Below are 15,936 nucleotides of genomic sequence, written 5' to 3'. Positions count from 1 at the left end.
GATATCAGCCGGGAAGACGAGGCTGTGCCTCACCCCCCGCACAACCGTCGTTGTGTGGGCATCTCTGGGCTCGCGTCGTCTGTGGGCACGCTACTCCCCTTCCGCCCGTCGGAGAATGACCGGAGGCCGACACATTGCCGCGCGTCCGAAAGCTGGGACGAGGCCCGGCCGATCGCCAGGTCAGCTCCGCGGTCGGCGCGCATGCACCCTGGTCAGCCACCAGATGTGCACCGCCGTCCACACTGCCACCCCTGCGACGATGCCGAGGCAGAGCGGGACCAACCCGGGCCAACCGGTCGACGCGACCGCCACCATGACCACACCCAGGAGGGTGAACTTCAGGGCGTACAGGCCCAGCCCGAGCGGCAGCACCAACTGCGTGTTGATCTGGTCGGCCCAGGCCAGCACCACTGTCGTGAGGGTGTAGCTGAGCACCGTGACGCCGACGCCGGCCGCCGCGCCGAAGGCGGCCGTCACGCCGCCGGTCGCCCCGCCCACCACCGCGGCGACCGCGGCCAGCGCCACCGACGCGACCAGGAGCACAGGCAGGTGCCGCAGCCGCCACCGCCGGTCGGTGTCGGCCTCGACCACCCCGGGCTCAGCCACGGGGGTACGCCGGGAAGGCGGCGACCAGTTCGGCCACCTCGGCACCGACACGGGCCAGTTCGTCGGCGCCACCCGGGGCGCCCGGATCGGTGCGTACCGCGTGGGCGATCAGGGCGGCCACCTGTCGCAGCTCCCCCTCGCGCATCCCCTGCGTGGTGACGCTCGGCGTGCCCACCCGGATGCCGGAGGCCACCATCGGCGGCTGCGGGTCGTACGGGATGGCGTTCTTGTTCAGGGTGATCGACGCGGCGTCGCAGCGGCTCTCCGCCTCGGCGCCCGTGACGCCCACCTCCCGCAGGTCGATGAGGGCCAGATGGGTGTCGGTGCCGCCGGACACCGGGCGCATCCCCTCGGCGGCCAGGCCTGCGGCCAGCGCCTGCGCGTTGCGGACCACCTGCCCGGCGTACGTCTGGAACTCCGGCTGGGCCGCCTCGCGCAGCGCGACCGCCTTCGCGGCCACCGCGTGCATCAGCGGGCCGCCCTGGGTGAACGGGAAGACGGCCTTGTCGATCCGCTGGGCAAGCGACTCCCGGCACAGGATCATGCCGCCGCGCGGGCCGCGCAGCACCTTGTGGGTGGTGGCGCAGACGACGTCGGCGTACGGCACAGGCGACGGGATGGCCCGGCCGGCGACCAGGCCGATGAAGTGCGCGGCGTCCACCATCAGGTACGCGCCGACCTCGTCGGCGATCTCCCGGAACCGGGCGAAGTCGATCAGCCGGGAGTACGCGGTGGCGCCACAAATGATCATTTTGGGTCGGTGTGCCCGGGCCAGGTCCCGCACCTCGTCGTAGTCGATCATCTCGGTGTCGGGGCGGACCGTGTAGCCGACCGGGTGGAACCACTTTCCGGAGAAGTTCACCCGGCTGCCGTGGGTGAGGTGCCCGCCGTGCGGCAGGTCCATCGCCAGCACCGTGTCCCCCGGCTGCACGAGCGCGGCGTACGCGGCCAGGTTGGCGCTCGCCCCGGAGTGCGGCTGGAGGTTGGCGTGCTCGGCCCCGAAGAGCTCCCTGGCCCGGGCGATGCCGATCTCCTCGGCCCGGTCCACCTCGGCGCAGCCGCCGTAGTAGCGCCGACCCGGATAGCCCTCGGCGTACTTGTTGGTGAGCGTCGAACCGAGCGCGGCCAGCACCGCGGGCGAGGTCAGATTCTCGCTGGCGATCAGCTGAAGGCCACCCCGCAACCGGTCCAGCTCGCCGAGGACCACCTCGGCGATCTCCGGGTCGGTGGCCCTGAGCTGGGCGAAATCCGGCCCCCAGAAGGTGCTCGTCTCGGTCTCCACAGCGAACGAGTCTAGGGGGCCGCACACTGGGAGCCGTGAGATGCCTCGTCACCGGAGCCACCGGATACATCGGCGGGCGACTGACGCCGCTGCTGCTCGCCGACGGTCACACCGTCCGCTGCCTCGCCCGCAAGGCGGTGCGGCTGCGCGACGTGCCCTGGGCCTCGGCTGCCGAGATCGTCGAGGGCGACCTGAGCCGGCCGGAGACACTGCCCGCCGCCTTCGCCGACGTGGACGTCGCGTACTTCCTGGTGCACTCGCTGGGTCGGCCCGACTTCGAGTCCGCCGACCGGACGGCCGCGACCAACTTCGCGGCGGCGGCCCGCGCGGCCGGCGTACGCCGGATCGTCTACCTCGGCGGCCCGGAGCCGGCCTCCGACGCGGAGGTCCCCTCGCCGCACCTGCGGTCCCGGGCCGAGGTGGGCCGGATCCTGCTGGACAGCGGGGTCCCCTCGGCGGTGCTCCGCGCCGCGGTGATCATCGGGTCCGGCTCGGCGTCGTTCGAGATGCTGCGCTACCTCACCGAGCGCCTGCCCGCCATGGTCACCCCGCGCTGGGTACGCAACCGGATCCAGCCGATCGCCGTCCGCGACGTGCTGCGCTACCTGGCCGGCTGCGCCGCGCTCCCGCCGGAGGTCAACCGCGGCTTCGACATCGGCGGGCCGGACGTGCTCACCTTCCTCGACATGATGCAGCGCTACGCCCGGGTGGCCGGCCTACGTCGACGGATCATCGTGCCGGTCCGGCCACTGACCCCGTCGCTCTCCTCGCACTGGGTCGGCCTCATCACGCCGGTGCCGAACGCCATCGCCCGCCCGCTGGTGGAGAGCCTCATCCACGAGGCCGTCGCGCACGAGCACGACATCGCCCGGTACGTGCCGGACCCGCCCGGCGGGCTGACCGGCTTCGACGACGCGGTGGCGCTGGCGCTGGCCAAGGTACGCGACGCCCAGGTGGAGACCCGCTGGTCGAACGCGAGCGGCCCGGACGCGCCCGCCGAGCCGCTGCCCAGCGACCCGGAGTGGTCAGGTGGCACCACGTACACCGACATGCGTGAACGGGCGGTCGACGCCTCACCCGCGGCGCTCTGGCGGGTCATCGAGGGCGTCGGCGGCGAACACGGCTGGTACTCGTTCCCCCTGGCCTGGTCGATCCGTGGCTGGCTGGACCGGCTCGTCGGCGGCGTCGGACTGCGCCGGGGCCGACGCGACCCGCACCGCCTCCAGGTAGGCGAGGCGCTGGACTTCTGGCGGGTCGAGGAGATCGTCCCCGGCGAGCTGCTGCGGCTGCGCGCCGAGATGCGCCTGCCCGGCCGGGCCTGGCTGGAGATGCGGGCACTGCCTGCCGACGGGGGCCGCAGCCGCTACCAGCAACGTGCCGTCTTCCTGCCCCGCGGCCTCGCCGGGCACGCCTACTGGGGCTCGGTGGCCCCGTTCCACGCGGTGGTCTTCGGCGGAATGGCCCGCAACATAGCCCGCAACGCCGAGCAAACCCCCTAACCCCGCCCCGCCCCCGCCCCCGCCCCGCCCTCGCGATCTTGCACTTTCGGTCGGGATGAAAGGGACCTGGAGCGCAGAACGGCGACACAAAGTGCAAGATCGCGGGACCGAGGGGTCAGTTGCCTCCCCGAGGGCTGCTCTGCTGGAAGGCGGCCTGCTCGCTCGGGGGGACGAAGTCGCGGACCGGCTGGTCACGTAGGGCGACGGAGAGGACCTCACCCACCGCGTCCACCATCCGCGCCTGCACCGCCTGACCGACCGCGTCACGGGGGTCGTCCGGGTTCGCCGCCATCGACGCGACAGCGAGCTGCGGGGTGAACGCAACGACCGTCTCCGTCTCGTACCGCTCCGAACTGCCGGTCTTGCCGGCCACCGGCCGGCCCAGCCGGGCGCGCAGGCCGGGTGCCGTGGCGCCGTCGCAGCGCCCGTACATCGACTGGTCGCCGACCGGGCAGCGGGCGGCGTCGGCGGCCGCCCGGGCCACGTCGGTGTCGAGCACCTGCCGGCAGTCCGGCTTCGCGGCGTCGACCGGCCGGCCACCCGAGTCGGTGATCGAGACGACCGGCAGCGGCGCGCACCAGGTCCCCTCGGCGGCCACCGTGGCGTACGCCGTGGCCAGGTCCAGCGGGGTCGTCGCGGCCACGCCCAGGGTGAACGGACCCCAGTCCTTCGCGCCGTACCTGGCGAGCCGGGCGTCGGAGTCGGCACGCAGCACGATGCCGAGCCGCTCGGCCATCTCGACCACCCGGTCGGCGCCCACCCGTTCGGTGAGCCAGGCGAAGTAGGTGTTCACCGAGCGGCCGAACGCGGTCCACATGGTGCGCGGGCCGTCCATCGACGAAGGGCTGGCGTTGGCCGGGCACCAGCGGCCGTCGCAACTGCCCGGGCCGGTCACCGGGAAGCGGGTCAGCAGCTGGGTGGGCGCGACGAAGTCCGTCGACAGCGGCATCCCGGACTCCAGCGCGGCGAGCAGGGCGAAGAGCTTGAAGGTGGACCCGCCCTGGTACCCCTCGATCGCGCCGCCGCCGGCGACCAGCTGGTTGACCGTGTTCGGGTGGTTCTTCTGCCCGACCGGGTTGTCCTCGACGCTGTAGTTGCGGTTCACCGACATCGCCAGCACCCGGCCGGTGCCGGGCTGCACGACGACTGTCGGCACCGCCCGCGCCTCGGTCGGCCGGTAGATCCGCAGGACCTGCTCGGTGGTGGCCCGCTGCACCCCCGGGTCCAGCGAGGAGACGATGGAGAACCCGCCCCGGCGCAGCGTGCGTTGCCGCTCGTCGGCGGTCGACCCGAACGCCGGCTGGTCGCTCCACCACCTGGTGAACCAGTCGCAGAAGAACCCCCAGTCGTTGTTCCCGTCCGGTACCGCCGTGCAGTCGTTGGGGGTTTCGCTGGGCCGTAGCTGCAACGGCTCGGCCCCGGCCGCGGCCGCCGCCTCCGCCGACACCTGGCCGGTCTCCACCAACTGCTCAAGCACGTACGTCCGCCGGTTCAGGGCGCTGTCGGCGTCCCCGTTGATCGGGTCGTCGCTGTCCGGGGAGCGGACCAGGCCGGCCAGCAGCGCGGCCTGGGCGAGGGTGAGGTCGGCGGGGCTGCGGGAGAAGTAGCGCTTGCTGGCCGCCGCGATGCCGTACGCGCCGGCGCCGAAGTAGGCGATGTTCAGGTAGCGGGTGAGGATCTCCTCCTTGTTCAGCTCCCGCTCCATCGCCAGGGCGTACCGCATCTCCTGGAGCTTGCGGGCGGTGGTGACCTCGGTGGCGGCCCGACGCTGCCGCTCGGTCAGCCGCGGGTCGCTGCTCAGGACGTTGCGGACGTACTGCATGGTCAGCGTGGAGGCACCCTGCCGGGTCTGGCCGTCGCGCTTGTTCACAGTGAACGCGCGCACCACGCCGCGCAGGTCCACCCCGCTGTGCTGGTAGAACCGGACGTCCTCGGCGGCCACGATCGCCTGGCGCATCACCGGCGCCACCTCCCGCAGCGGCACGTCCCACCGGTCCTCCTGGTAGAAGGAGGTGATCAGGGTGGTGCCGTCGTTGGCGTAGAGGTTGGAGCGCTGCGCGGTGGGTGGCGTCCGCAGGGTGTTCGGCAGCTCGGAGTAGGGCGTGGACAGGGCGCTGAAGCCGATTCCGAAGACCAGGGCCGCGGGCAGGGCGGCCACGGCCAGCACCAGCCCGGCCAGTACGCCGGCGATCACCACGGTCAGCAGTTTGTCGAGATGGGCCCGGATCATCAGCTCTCCCCGCAGGAGCCGGTCACGCTAGGACCCGTTCAGAATGACCCGGAACGCCCCTTTCGCCCCGGGTTTTCACCAAACCCGGAGGAAACTCGCACGGCGCTCAGGGCAGCAGCGCGCCGACCAGCGGGTGGACCGTCTCCTCGATCTCGTCGGCGACCCGGCTGAAGCACTGGTCGCCACGACCCCACGGGTCGTCCAGATCGTCGGTCGGCAACGCCGAGACGCCCAGCCGGGCGTCCTGCGCCGCGGCCACCAGGGCCACGCCCCGGGCGTACACCGCCTCCGGGGTCGCCTCGGCCGGCGGCAGCGCGCTCGCGTCCACCGCCGCGAGCAACCGGCCGAACTCGCCGAGCACGAACGTGCGGGCCGCCGCGTCCGGCCGCAACGCCACCACGTACTCCTGCTGGTCGGCGGTCGCGGTCAGCACCAGGTCGGCCGCGTCGATGTGGTCCGAACGCAACTTGCGCGCGGTGAAACCCTCGACGTCCCCGCCGCGCCCGACGACCTGCCGCGCCGCCGGCGGGTTCATCTCCTCGCCCGCGTGCCAACCACCGGTGCCGGCGCTGTGGCTGAACAACAGCTCCTCCGCCCGCGCCGGGTCCTGCTCACGCCGCGCCAACCGCTCCCGCACCGCGAGGGCGAGCAGCCGCTCGGCCATCGGCGACCGACAGATGTTGCCCATGCAGACGTGCAGCACGGTGAACGGGGGCACTCAGGCCCCCTGGCTGTCGACGAGATCCGGAACCACGTCGCGCAGCTTCTCCAGCGGGATCGCCCCGGCCCGCAGCAACTGCGGCACCTCACCGGTCAGGTCCACGATCGTGCTGGGCACCGGATCCGGGCAGGGACCGGCCTCCAGGTACGCCCGCACCGAGTAGCTGAGCTGGTCGCGCGCCTCCTCGGCGGTCACCGCGGCGGGCTGACCCGTCTTGTTCGCCGACGACACCGCCATCGGACCGGTCTCCCGCAGCACCTCCAGGGCCACCGGGTGCAGCGGCATCCGCACCGCCACAGTGCCCGTCTTGTCGCCCAGATCCCACTGGAGGCTCGGCGAGTGCTCGACCACGATCGTCAACGCACCAGGCCAGAACGCCTCCACCAGGTCACGCGCGGCCGTGGGCAGCGAGAAGACCAACCCGTCCAGGGTGTGCCGGGACCCGATCAGCACCGGCGGCGGCATCTGCCGACCCCGGCCCTTCGCGTCCAGCAGCGCCTTGACCGCGTACGGGGTGAACGCGTCCGCGCCGATCCCGTAGACGGTGTCCGTCGGGAGGACGACCAGTTCGCCGTTCTTGACCGCCTCGATGGCCGCAGCGATGCCGCGGTCCCGATCGGCGGGCGACCGGCAGTCGTAGAGCATCACGAGGAGTCAGTCTGCCACGCCGCCGCGCCCGGGGCGTGCTGGCCGTCCGCCCGTCGGGACGCGGTGGCGTACCGGGGCCGGCCGGCGAGGTCCCGATGCTCCGCCACGGCGGTGAAGCGGCCGTCCGCGACGAACAGGCCGGGCACCGCCGCGCCGTGCGTGTCGTCGTGCTCGACGCCCACCACGCCGTCCGGGCGCAGCAGCGCCGCCGCCCGGCTGATCACCGGCCGGATCACCGCCAGGCCGTCCGCCCCACCGAAGACCGCCTCCGCCGGGTCGTGCGCGGCAACCTCGGGCGGCACCACCACCTCGACCGGTACGTACGGCGGGTTGCAGAGCAGCACGTCCACCCGACCGGCCAGTTCCGCCAGCAGATCCGGCGCGGTCACGTCCGCCTCGACAACCTCGATCGGGCGGTCCCCCGCCGCGGCCCGTTCCGCCGCGTTGCGCCGCAGCCACGCCAGCGCCTGCGGGGACCGCTCCACCGCCACCACGCGTGCCTCCGGCAGCTCCTGCGCCACCGCCAGCGCGATGGCGCCGGAGCCGCTGCACAGGTCCACCACAAGCGGGTCGAGTCGGGTCTGGGCCTGCTCGACGCCCCAGCCGGCCAGCAACTCCGTCTCCGGTCGGGGCACGAACACACCCGGGCCGACCGCCAGTTCCAGGTGCCGGAACGCGGCCCGGCCGGTCAGGTGCTGCAACGGCTCCCGCCCGGCGCGCCGGCGGACCAGTTCGTCGAGCCGCGCCAGCTCGTCGGCGCCCAGGTCGTCGGCGAGCGCCAGCCGGCCGCGCGGCACCCCCAGCACGTACGCCGCCAGCAGTTCCGCCTCCACCCGGGCCGGGCCCACCCCCGAGGCTTCGAGCGCCCGGGCCGCGCGGGCCACCGCGGCGGACGGACGGAGCCGCCCTGTCCCTTCAGGGGGGTGTTGCGGCAGAGTGGTCACGCGATAATCATGATGCGTCGCGGGCTACGTGACGAACGGGTGCGCCGAGACGCACACGACAGGAGGTCGGCGGGTGGGCTGGCTCGACCGGGTCGATGACCAGGTTGACGCCCTGACGCACGCCCGGGCGTTGCAGGAGGCCAGCCGCTCAGCGGAGGCGTACGGCCTGCTGGAGCGGGTGATCCGCACCACCAACGACCCGGCAGCGCGAGCGGACGCCATGGTGCAACGCCTCTCCGCGCTGATCAATCTCGGTCGGACGGCGGAGTTCACCAGGGCCATCGAAGAGGCGTCGGCGGCGGTCCGGGACCTCGCCGAGCCCTATCTGCACGGGCACCTCAACGCCCTTGCGGCGCTCGCCGCGCACCACCAGGGCGCACTGGACCGCTGCGTCACCCACCTGGTGAAGGCCGCCCGGGCGCTCAGCGCCGTGGAGGACCCGGACCGGGACACCGCCTGGGGCTGGCACGACCTCGCGATGGCCTACAGCTACCTCAGCTTCCACGGGTACGCCCTCGGCGCGATCGAACGCGCCCGGCAACTGGGCGTCACCTCCGGGATCCCCGAGGAGACGTTCGCCGCGCCGGGCATCCGGCTGCGCAACGCCGTGGCACTCGACCACAACGGCGACAGCGACGGCTGCCTGCGGGTGCTCCGCGACGTCGCCGCCGATCTGGCCCGGTTCGTGCACAACGGTCGCGCCGACCGGCTGCGCCCGAGCAGCCTCGCCGCGTACGGGTACGCGGCGGCACGGCAGGCCGCGCTCGGCGACCGGGTGGAGCCGACAGCCGACACCCACCCGTCCCACCTGCTCCAGAACGGCGGTGACAGCGCCCGGGCGCGGGACATGCGGCACCTCGGGCAGGTCTGCCTGGCCGTCGCCGCCGGCCGCCCGATCGAGGCGGTGGCCCGGCTGGACACCATCCGGGTCTCCACCGAGACCCTCGGCGCGGCGGAACCGGCCCGGCTGCGCAGCATCGCGCTGGCCCGCGCCGGGGACCACGTGGCCGCGCACCGGGCCGACCGGCTGGCGTTCCGGCTGGCCGCGCAGCGCAACGACCGGCTGCGCGACGTCTACATCGACGGCATCGCCGCCCGGATCGACCACGAGGAGATGCGCCGCGAGGCGGCCCGGTTCGAGGGTGAGGCACTTACCGACCCGCTCACCGGCCTGCCCAACCGCCGCCGACTCGAGCGGTACATCACCGCTGTGGTGACCCGCGGCGAGCGGGTGGTGATCGGCGTCTGCGACCTGGACGGGTTCAAGGCGGTCAACACCCGGCACGGGCACCACTCGGGCGACCTGGTCCTGCAACGCATCGCCGGGGTGATCAACCGGGTGATGCGCCGGGGCGACTTCGTGGCCCGCTACGGCGGTGACGAGTTCGTCGTGGTACTGCCGGACACCGGGATGGCCGAGGCTGCCGAGGTGGCCCGGCGGATCGAGGCGGCGGTGCTCGCCGAGGACTGGGAGTCGCTGGTGCCGGGCACCCCGGTCGGGGTGAGCATCGGCTTCGCCGAGGTCTCCGGCGGCGGCGGACTCCGCGACGCGCTGAGCGTCGCCTTCGAGGTGGCCGACCGGGAGATGCTGCGCGCCAAGTCCCGGCCCCGCGCCAGCTGACCGCCGGCGCCGGCCGGGTCAGCGGCGGGTCAGCTCGGTGTCGCCGGCCAGGCGGGCGGCGCGGTCGGCCTCGGTCAGGGCGTCCAGGACGCCGTCCAGGTCACCGGCCAGCGCCAGGTCCAGGTTGTACGCCGTGTAGCCGATCCGGTGGTCGGTGATCCGGTTCTGCGGGAAGTTGTACGTGCGGATCCGCTCCGAGCGGTCCACCGTGCGTACCTGCGCCTTGCGGGCGTCCGAGGCCGCGGCGTCGGCCTGCTCCTGGGCGGCAGCGAGCAGCCGGGCCCGCAGGATGCGCATGGCCTGCTCCCGGTTCTGCAACTGGGACTTCTCGTTCTGGCAGGACACGACGATGCCGGTCGGCACGTGGGTGATCCGCACGGCCGAGTCGGTGGTGTTCACCGACTGCCCGCCCGGCCCGGACGAGCGGAACACGTCGATCCGCAGGTCGTTGGCGTCGATGGTGACGTCGACGTCCTCGGCCTCGGGCAGCACCAGCACCCCGGCGGCGCTGGTGTGGATGCGGCCCTGCGACTCGGTGACCGGGACGCGCTGCACCCGGTGCACGCCGCCCTCCCACTTGAGTCGCGACCAGACGCCGTTACCACCCTCGGGCACGCCCTTGGTCTTGATCGACAGCGAGACGTCCTTGACCCCGCCGAGGTCCGAATCCTGCGCGTCGATCACCTCGGTGACCCAGCCGTGGCGTTCGGCGTACCTGGTGTACATCCGCAGCAGGTCACCTGCGAACAGCGCGGACTCCTCGCCGCCCTCACCGGCCTTGATCTCGACGATCACGTCCTTGGCGTCGTGCGGGTCACGCGGGATGAGCAGCTCGGCGAGGCGCTCCTCCAGAACCGGCAGGGAGGCCGCGATCGACTCCGCCTCGGAGGCGAAGGAGGGATCCTCGGCGGCCAGCTCGCGGGCCGCGGCCAGGTCGGCGCGCGCCTGCTCCAGCTCACCTGCGGCCTTGTGCAGCGGCACCAGCTCGGCGTACCGACGGCCGACCCGGCGGGCGGTGGCCTGGTCGGCGTGGATCGCCGGGTCGGCCAGCCGCTTCTCCAACTCGGCGTACTCGTCGAGGAGGCCGGCCAGACGCTCGCTGCTCATGCTGCGGATGCTCCTTCGAGGGTGCGGGCGCCGGCCGGGCCAGGCGAAAACCAGGTGGAACGCGGACGGCGCCCGCGTCCGGTGGAAAACCGGGCGCGGGCGCCGAACGGGGAGTTACTTGGCCTTCTTGGCCTGAACCTTGGCGTACTTCTGCTGGAACTTCGCGACCCGGCCGGCGGTGTCGAGAACGCGCTGCTTACCGGTGTAGAACGGGTGGCAGGCGCTGCAGGTCTCGACGTGGATCGCCCCGCCCTTGGCGGTGCTGCGGGTCGTGAACGTGTTGCCACAGGAGCAGCTGACCTCGGTGGTCACGTACTCCGGGTGGATGTTTGCCTTCATCTCGCCTCGGTCCTCTCGTTGGTGGTCGCCGGGTCGCCGTCACCGCTCGTCGCGCCGTACGCGACGGGCTCGGGCGTGAACCGGAACCGGTGGCCGACTGACCAGTGTGCCATGGGCCTGAGCCGACCCGGCAGTCGGGCCGCACACCTCGTCCGGCATCGTCAACACGTGCCCACCCGTCCGCATTCCCGACGCCCGGCGGGGCATTCGTGCACCCGACGAACCGCAGTCGCGTGCCCCGCCGGGGGTACGCCCGTCGAGCCCGAGGGGCGCCGATGACCCGACTGATCGCCACCCGTGGCCTGCCCGCCTCGGGCAAGACGACGTTCGCCCGCACGCTCCAGCCGTCGGTGGTCCGGGTGAACAGGGACGACCTGCGCCGGATGCTGCACGGCGAGCGGCTCTTCACCCAGTGGGCGGAGGCGCAGGTCACAGTCGTGCAGCGGGCCCAGGTGGAGGCGCTGCTGCGGGCCCGGGCGGACGTGTGCGTGGACGACACCAACCTGCGGGCACGGACACTGCGGGACTGGGCCGACCTGGCCGCCCGGCACGGGGCGGAGTTCGAGGTGCACGACTTCACCGACGTACCCCTCGAGGAGTGCCTGCGACGTGACGCCGGACGCCCGGCCGCCGAGCAGGTGGGCCCGGACGCCATCCGACGGCTGCACGACAGGTACCTGGCGGGGCGGGCCCTGCCACTGCCGGTGCCGCAGGCCCGCACCGGCCGGCCCGCCGCCGTGCACCCGCCGTCTTCCGAACCGCCGGAGATCGTCCTGGTGGACATCGACGGCACCGTCGCGCTTGCCGTGTCCCGCAGCCCGTACGACATGACCCGGGTGGGTGAGGACCAGCCGAACCCGGCGGTGATCGCGGCGGTCCGGGCCATGCACGTGGCCGGGTACGGGGTGGTGTTCTGTTCCGGGCGGGACGGCACCGCGCGGGCGGCCACCGAGGCGTGGCTGGCCCGGCACGTCCGGGTCCCCTACCTCGGGCTGCACCTGCGGGCCGTCGGCGACTCCCGCAAGGACTCGGTCGTCAAGCGGGAGATCTACGACCGGGAGATCCGGGACCGCTACCGGGTGGTGGGCGTGTTCGACGACCGGGTCCAGGTGGTGCGGATGTGGCGGGAACTCGGCCTCACCGTGTTCCAGGTGGCCGAGGGCGACTTCTGAGGTGTGTCCGGACGGGCCCCCGGGCGCACGGGGGGCCCGTCCGGGACGGTTCACCGGGTGAGCGTGACGGTGGCGTCGGCGAGGACGCCGTTGACGGCGACGGTGAGGCGTACCGGGGCACCGGGCCGCAGTGCCGTCAGGGTGCCGGTGGCCGGGTCGAAGCGGGCCGTGTGCCAGGGACGCACCCCGGCCGACCCGCCGACGTGCACCCCGGGCGAGGCGGACCAGTCGGCGCTGACAGGTGCGGCCACCGGGACCGTACGCCCGCCGGGTTGGGTGAGCGTGGCGGTGACCGTCGCCGGGACGCCGACCGCCACGCTGGCCGGGGCGTTCAGCGCGAGCCGGTCCACGTGGGCGTGGAACTCCGCGTCCACCCAGGGCGGCCCCTCGGCGAGCGGGTCGCGGCGGGCCCGGTCGGCCTCGGCCGGGGTGACCGGGTCGACGCCGAACTCCGTCCAGCCGGTGAAGCCGCCCTGTTCGGCGGGGGTGGACGGGGTCTTGCCCGAGTTGCCGTTGATCACGTACGGCACTCCGTCCACCCGGTCGGCGTGGAACGTGCCGACGTGCCCGCCCACGAACAGCGCACCCTTGCCGGTGCGGTGCTGGAAGTCGGCAAGCCACTGCTCCAGCAGCGCCGCCTCCTTGCGGTCGGTGAGCTGGCTGGCCTGCGCCGGACTGGGATCCCGCGCCGGGTGGTGGTGCAGGACGACGACCGAGCCGACGCGCCTGTCGGTGGCCGCCGCGTCAAGTGTCTCGCGCAGCATCCGCACCTGGTCGAAGCCGCCGCCGCGCAGCGTCCCGGTGGACGAGTTCAGCGTGACGAAGCGGGTGCCGTTGTGGTCGAACACCCGGGAGGTGGCACCGAACGCCGCCTCGAAGTTGCTGATCGGGGCACCCATGATCTCGTGGTTGCCCGGCACGTAGTACCAGGGCAGCGCGTCGCCCAGTTCCTCGTCGAGGATCCGTCTGGCCAGCGCGAAGTCGGCCGGGTAGGCGGTGTCCACGAAGTCGCCGTTGATCAGCAGGAAGTCCGGCCGGGCCACCTTCACCTCGCGCAGCGTCCGCCGGGCCTGGGCGACCAGGTCGCTGTCCGGGTCCGCGGCGACGAACTGCGCGTCGGAGAGCACCGCGAACCGCCACGGCGCGCCGTCCACAGTGCCGTCGCGGACCACCACCCGGTCGGTACGCGGGGCCACCGCCGGCACGTCGACCGTCGGGGGCACCTTCGCCACCAGGTCGTCGATGACCACCTCGCTGGTGTACTGCGCGGCGGCGTTCGTCTCGGCAACGTAGAAGCGGCGCACCCGCACCGGGTACTGCACACCGGCGGGCACCGCGAACTCCACGTACCGCCAGCCGGTCCAGGTGATCAGCGGGCCGCGCAGCACGTGCTGGGTGTCCTGTGCGTCGTGCAGGTGCAGGCTGGGCCACTCCCCGGTGCCGTTGCCGTGGATCCACATGCCGAACGCCTGCGGCTGGCCGGGCACCTCGATCCAGGCCGGCGGGTCGGCGTACGCGGCCCTGGTGCCTGTGGACTGGCTGAAGTCGTACGACATCTTCAGGCCGGTGCCGGTGTGCCCGGGGGCCGGCGCGACCGACCCGCTGGCCCGGGCCTGGCTGAACCGCCACGAGGCGACGTCGTCGAAGCCGGCGACCGGCACGTCGGTCAGCCCGACGGTGACCGGCAGGACCGCGCTGCTGCGTCCGACGTGGACGGTCACCAGGGCCGAGCCGGTGTCCCGCAGCGCGGTGACGGTCAGGTTGCCGTCGCCGGTGGGGGTGATCCGCAGCAGCTCCCTGTCGTAGTCCAGCGTCACGTCCCGCGGCTCGATCGGTGCGGTGTTGCCCTCGGCGTCGTACCCGACCACGCCTACCAGGGCGTTGCCGTCGCGGCCGGTGAGGCCGACCCGGGGCACGGTGGTGCCGACCCGGGCCAGCGGGCCGAGGACTGTGAGGTTCAGCGAGCCGGTGACGCGGCCCCGCGCGGCGGTGACGGTGCTGGCCCCCGGGGCGCCCGCGTGGAACACGCCGGCGCGGTCGACCCGGCCGCGTACCGCAGGGGTGGCCCGCCAGGTGGGCGCGCCGGCCGCCGGGCCGTACGTCTCGTCGTAGCCGGCCGCGGTGAGGGTACGGGTCAGTCCGGGGAAGACCCGGTCCGGCCGGCCACCGCGCACCGGCGAGACGCCCGGGGCGACCGTGGGGTCGCTTGCCGTCTCGACCCAGTAGCCGGTGAGCCGGCCACTGCCCTTCGGCGCGTAGATCGCCAGGCCGTTGGGCACGGCCCGCTCACTGCCGTCGGAGGGGCCGTTCTCCACCTGCACGGCCGACGCGCCCGGCTCGCGGGCCAGCAGCGTGGACGAGCCGCCACCGTCCAGGTTGAGCGCGTGGTGGGCGCCCAGCTCGGCCATCATCCGGCCCATCTCGGTCTGGGTGACGCCCCGGCTGTCGACCTGACGACCGTCCACCGTCAGCATGATCATTTTGCTTCCGTCGGCGCTGAACCCGACCGAGGTGCGCGGCGCCAGCGTGGGGTCGGCGATGCTCTGCACGACGCCGTCGCGGACGAGGACGCTCCCGCCACCGACAGCCGCGTGCAGGTCGCTGCCGTCGGACGACTTCGGCCGCCAGGCCACACTCACCTGGTCGCCGGGGCGGAGCCCCGCGAGGGCGGTCGCGCCGGCGTCGCGACCCAGCAGCACGGTGCTGCCGGCGACGATCGGGCCGCTGCCGGCCGCATCCGCCACCGCCGCCACCCGACCGCCGGTGACGGTGACCTCGACCACCCGGGCCGCGCCCTCGACGGCACGCTGCCGGGAGTACGTCCCCCACAGCTCGGTGAACGCGCCGATGCCGTCGGCCTGCACCAGGTTGTTGAACTGGGTAAGCGGGACCGGCCCGGTGGGCAGGGTCGCGGTGCCGTCGAAGTTCACCTCGATCACCCGGCCGAGCCCGTTCGCCGTGATCGCCGCCGCGTTGCGGTGACCGCTGACCGCCGACTGGATCAGCTCGCCGTCGCGGATCCCGACCCCCTGGGCGGCGCCCGAGTTGTTGATGTCGAAGAAGTCGCCGTTGACCGCGGCGACCGCGCGCGAGCCGTCCACCGCCGTCCGCAGTGGCTCGGCCCGGCTGACCGCCCCGGAGTTGACGTAGTCGACGGTGGAGCCACCGGCGAGGTCTGTGGTGAGCGCGTCGGCACGCAGCCAGCCGTCGGCGTCGTACCTGTCGAAGGAGGTGAGCTGCACGCCCGGCGCGACCGGCCGGGTGGCCTTCGTGGTCTCCAGGCCGCCGGCCGGCTCCAGACCGCCGGTGGCGGCGGCCGGCGCGGCCGCGGCGGTCGCGGCCGTCGGGTCGGCGGCGAGGCTTACCGAATCGGCCGGGTGGGACGACGCGTCAGGCGCGTCCTCGGCGGCGGTGGCCGGAAGCGCGGGCGGCGACGCCACGGGCCGGGCGGCCACGGACGGCGCCGGCGGCGCGGCGGTGGCCGGCGGCGACACGGCCAGGGCGAGCAGCGGCGTCAGCAGCAGGACACCGGTGCGACGGGCGGATCGTCTGCGTATACGCATGTACGACAGTCAACCCGGCAGTGAATAGAAGTTTCAAGACCTGTCGACTGAACCGAAGGAAAATTCCGCCACCCCTCGGCTCCTGGCCCCGCCGAACCCCCTCTGCTGGCGTGCGAGCAGGGCCGGCCGCCCCCCTTGTTCCCTTTGCTCTGCTTCAACGGACGCAACACAAAGCGCCCCGAAGTGTTGCGCCGGTTGAAGCAG

The 15,936-nt window shown here is 73.4% G+C and carries 12 protein-coding genes; 3 read left to right on the top strand and 9 right to left on the bottom strand.

Annotation, left to right across the window (positions count from 1 at the left end; translation table 11 throughout):
* Nucleotides 1-180: 180 nt before the first annotated feature.
* Nucleotides 181-606: a hypothetical protein gene (locus ACFY1S_RS21240; protein ID WP_364373902.1), complete on the bottom strand. Its 426-nt coding sequence runs from the start codon at nt 604-606 to the stop codon at nt 181-183.
* Nucleotides 599-1,888: a serine hydroxymethyltransferase gene (glyA, locus tag ACFY1S_RS21235; RefSeq protein WP_387120626.1), complete on the bottom strand. Its 1,290-nt coding sequence runs from the start codon at nt 1,886-1,888 to the stop codon at nt 599-601. The genes ACFY1S_RS21240 and glyA overlap by 8 nt, the downstream gene beginning before the upstream one ends.
* A gap of 35 nt (nt 1,889-1,923) precedes the next feature.
* On the opposite strand from glyA, the gene ACFY1S_RS21230 reads away from it, so the two are divergent.
* Nucleotides 1,924-3,387 carry an SDR family oxidoreductase gene (locus tag ACFY1S_RS21230; protein WP_387120623.1) on the top strand — a complete coding sequence of 488 codons (1,464 nt, stop codon included), beginning with the start codon at nt 1,924-1,926 and terminating at the stop codon, nt 3,385-3,387.
* A 115-nt stretch (nt 3,388-3,502) separates the two neighbouring features.
* Here the strand turns inward: ACFY1S_RS21230 and ACFY1S_RS21225 are convergent, their stop codons facing one another.
* The 4 genes from ACFY1S_RS21225 to prmC form a co-directional block, all read right to left on the bottom strand.
* Complete coding sequence (locus ACFY1S_RS21225) at nt 3,503-5,617, bottom strand: transglycosylase domain-containing protein (RefSeq protein WP_387120620.1); 2,115 nt, start codon at nt 5,615-5,617, stop codon at nt 3,503-3,505.
* A 106-nt stretch (nt 5,618-5,723) separates the two neighbouring features.
* Nucleotides 5,724-6,335, bottom strand: coding sequence for a phosphotyrosine protein phosphatase (locus ACFY1S_RS21220; RefSeq protein ID WP_364373914.1), 612 nt, complete (start codon nt 6,333-6,335; stop codon nt 5,724-5,726).
* On the bottom strand, nt 6,336-6,983 hold the full coding sequence (locus ACFY1S_RS21215) for an L-threonylcarbamoyladenylate synthase (RefSeq protein WP_139582721.1): 648 nt from the start codon (nt 6,981-6,983) through the stop codon (nt 6,336-6,338).
* Nucleotides 6,983-7,930 (bottom strand): peptide chain release factor N(5)-glutamine methyltransferase, encoded by a 948-nt coding sequence (prmC, locus tag ACFY1S_RS21210; protein ID WP_387120617.1) that lies wholly within the window; start codon nt 7,928-7,930, stop codon nt 6,983-6,985. The genes ACFY1S_RS21215 and prmC overlap by 1 nt, the downstream gene beginning before the upstream one ends.
* Nucleotides 7,931-8,003: 73 nt before the next feature.
* Here prmC and ACFY1S_RS21205 point away from each other — a divergent pair, with 73 nt between their 5' ends.
* Nucleotides 8,004-9,551: a diguanylate cyclase domain-containing protein gene (locus tag ACFY1S_RS21205; RefSeq protein ID WP_387120614.1), complete on the top strand. Its 1,548-nt coding sequence runs from the start codon at nt 8,004-8,006 to the stop codon at nt 9,549-9,551.
* A gap of 18 nt (nt 9,552-9,569) precedes the next feature.
* Here ACFY1S_RS21205 and prfA read toward each other — a convergent pair whose 3' ends face one another.
* Nucleotides 9,570-10,658 (bottom strand): peptide chain release factor 1, encoded by a 1,089-nt coding sequence (gene prfA / locus ACFY1S_RS21200; RefSeq protein ID WP_387120611.1) that lies wholly within the window; start codon nt 10,656-10,658, stop codon nt 9,570-9,572.
* A 114-nt stretch (nt 10,659-10,772) separates the two neighbouring features.
* Complete coding sequence (gene rpmE / locus ACFY1S_RS21195) at nt 10,773-10,997, bottom strand: 50S ribosomal protein L31 (RefSeq protein WP_007464546.1); 225 nt, start codon at nt 10,995-10,997, stop codon at nt 10,773-10,775.
* Nucleotides 10,998-11,272: 275 nt separating this feature from the next.
* Here rpmE and ACFY1S_RS21190 point away from each other — a divergent pair, with 275 nt between their 5' ends.
* Nucleotides 11,273-12,169 carry an AAA family ATPase gene (locus ACFY1S_RS21190; RefSeq protein ID WP_387120608.1) on the top strand — a complete coding sequence of 299 codons (897 nt, stop codon included), beginning with the start codon at nt 11,273-11,275 and terminating at the stop codon, nt 12,167-12,169.
* 50 nt (nt 12,170-12,219) lie between these two features.
* Here ACFY1S_RS21190 and ACFY1S_RS21185 read toward each other — a convergent pair whose 3' ends face one another.
* The gene (locus tag ACFY1S_RS21185) at nt 12,220-15,732 is read right to left on the bottom strand and encodes a phosphodiester glycosidase family protein (protein WP_387120605.1); all 3,513 of its coding nucleotides are present in this window, start codon (nt 15,730-15,732) and stop codon (nt 12,220-12,222) included.
* Nucleotides 15,733-15,936 lie beyond the last annotated feature (204 nt).

This window comes from Micromonospora sp. NPDC000663 (assembly GCF_042898105.1).
Classification (GTDB): domain Bacteria; phylum Actinomycetota; class Actinomycetes; order Mycobacteriales; family Micromonosporaceae; genus Micromonospora.
The sequence above is the reverse complement of the archived record's forward strand: the minus strand, read 5'-3'. Positions and strand labels throughout refer to the sequence as shown.

Coding starts and splice junctions, on each gene's coding strand:
- rpmE (WP_007464546.1), bottom strand. CDS start 10,997: ATGAAGGCAAACATCCACCCGGAGTACGTGACCACCGAGGTCAGCTGC.
- ACFY1S_RS21190 (WP_387120608.1), top strand. CDS start 11,273: ATGACCCGACTGATCGCCACCCGTGGCCTGCCCGCCTCGGGCAAGACG.
- prfA (WP_387120611.1), bottom strand. CDS start 10,658: ATGAGCAGCGAGCGTCTGGCCGGCCTCCTCGACGAGTACGCCGAGTTG.
- ACFY1S_RS21185 (WP_387120605.1), bottom strand. CDS start 15,732: ATGCGTATACGCAGACGATCCGCCCGTCGCACCGGTGTCCTGCTGCTG.
- ACFY1S_RS21215 (WP_139582721.1), bottom strand. CDS start 6,983: ATGCTCTACGACTGCCGGTCGCCCGCCGATCGGGACCGCGGCATCGCT.
- ACFY1S_RS21225 (WP_387120620.1), bottom strand. CDS start 5,617: ATGATCCGGGCCCATCTCGACAAACTGCTGACCGTGGTGATCGCCGGC.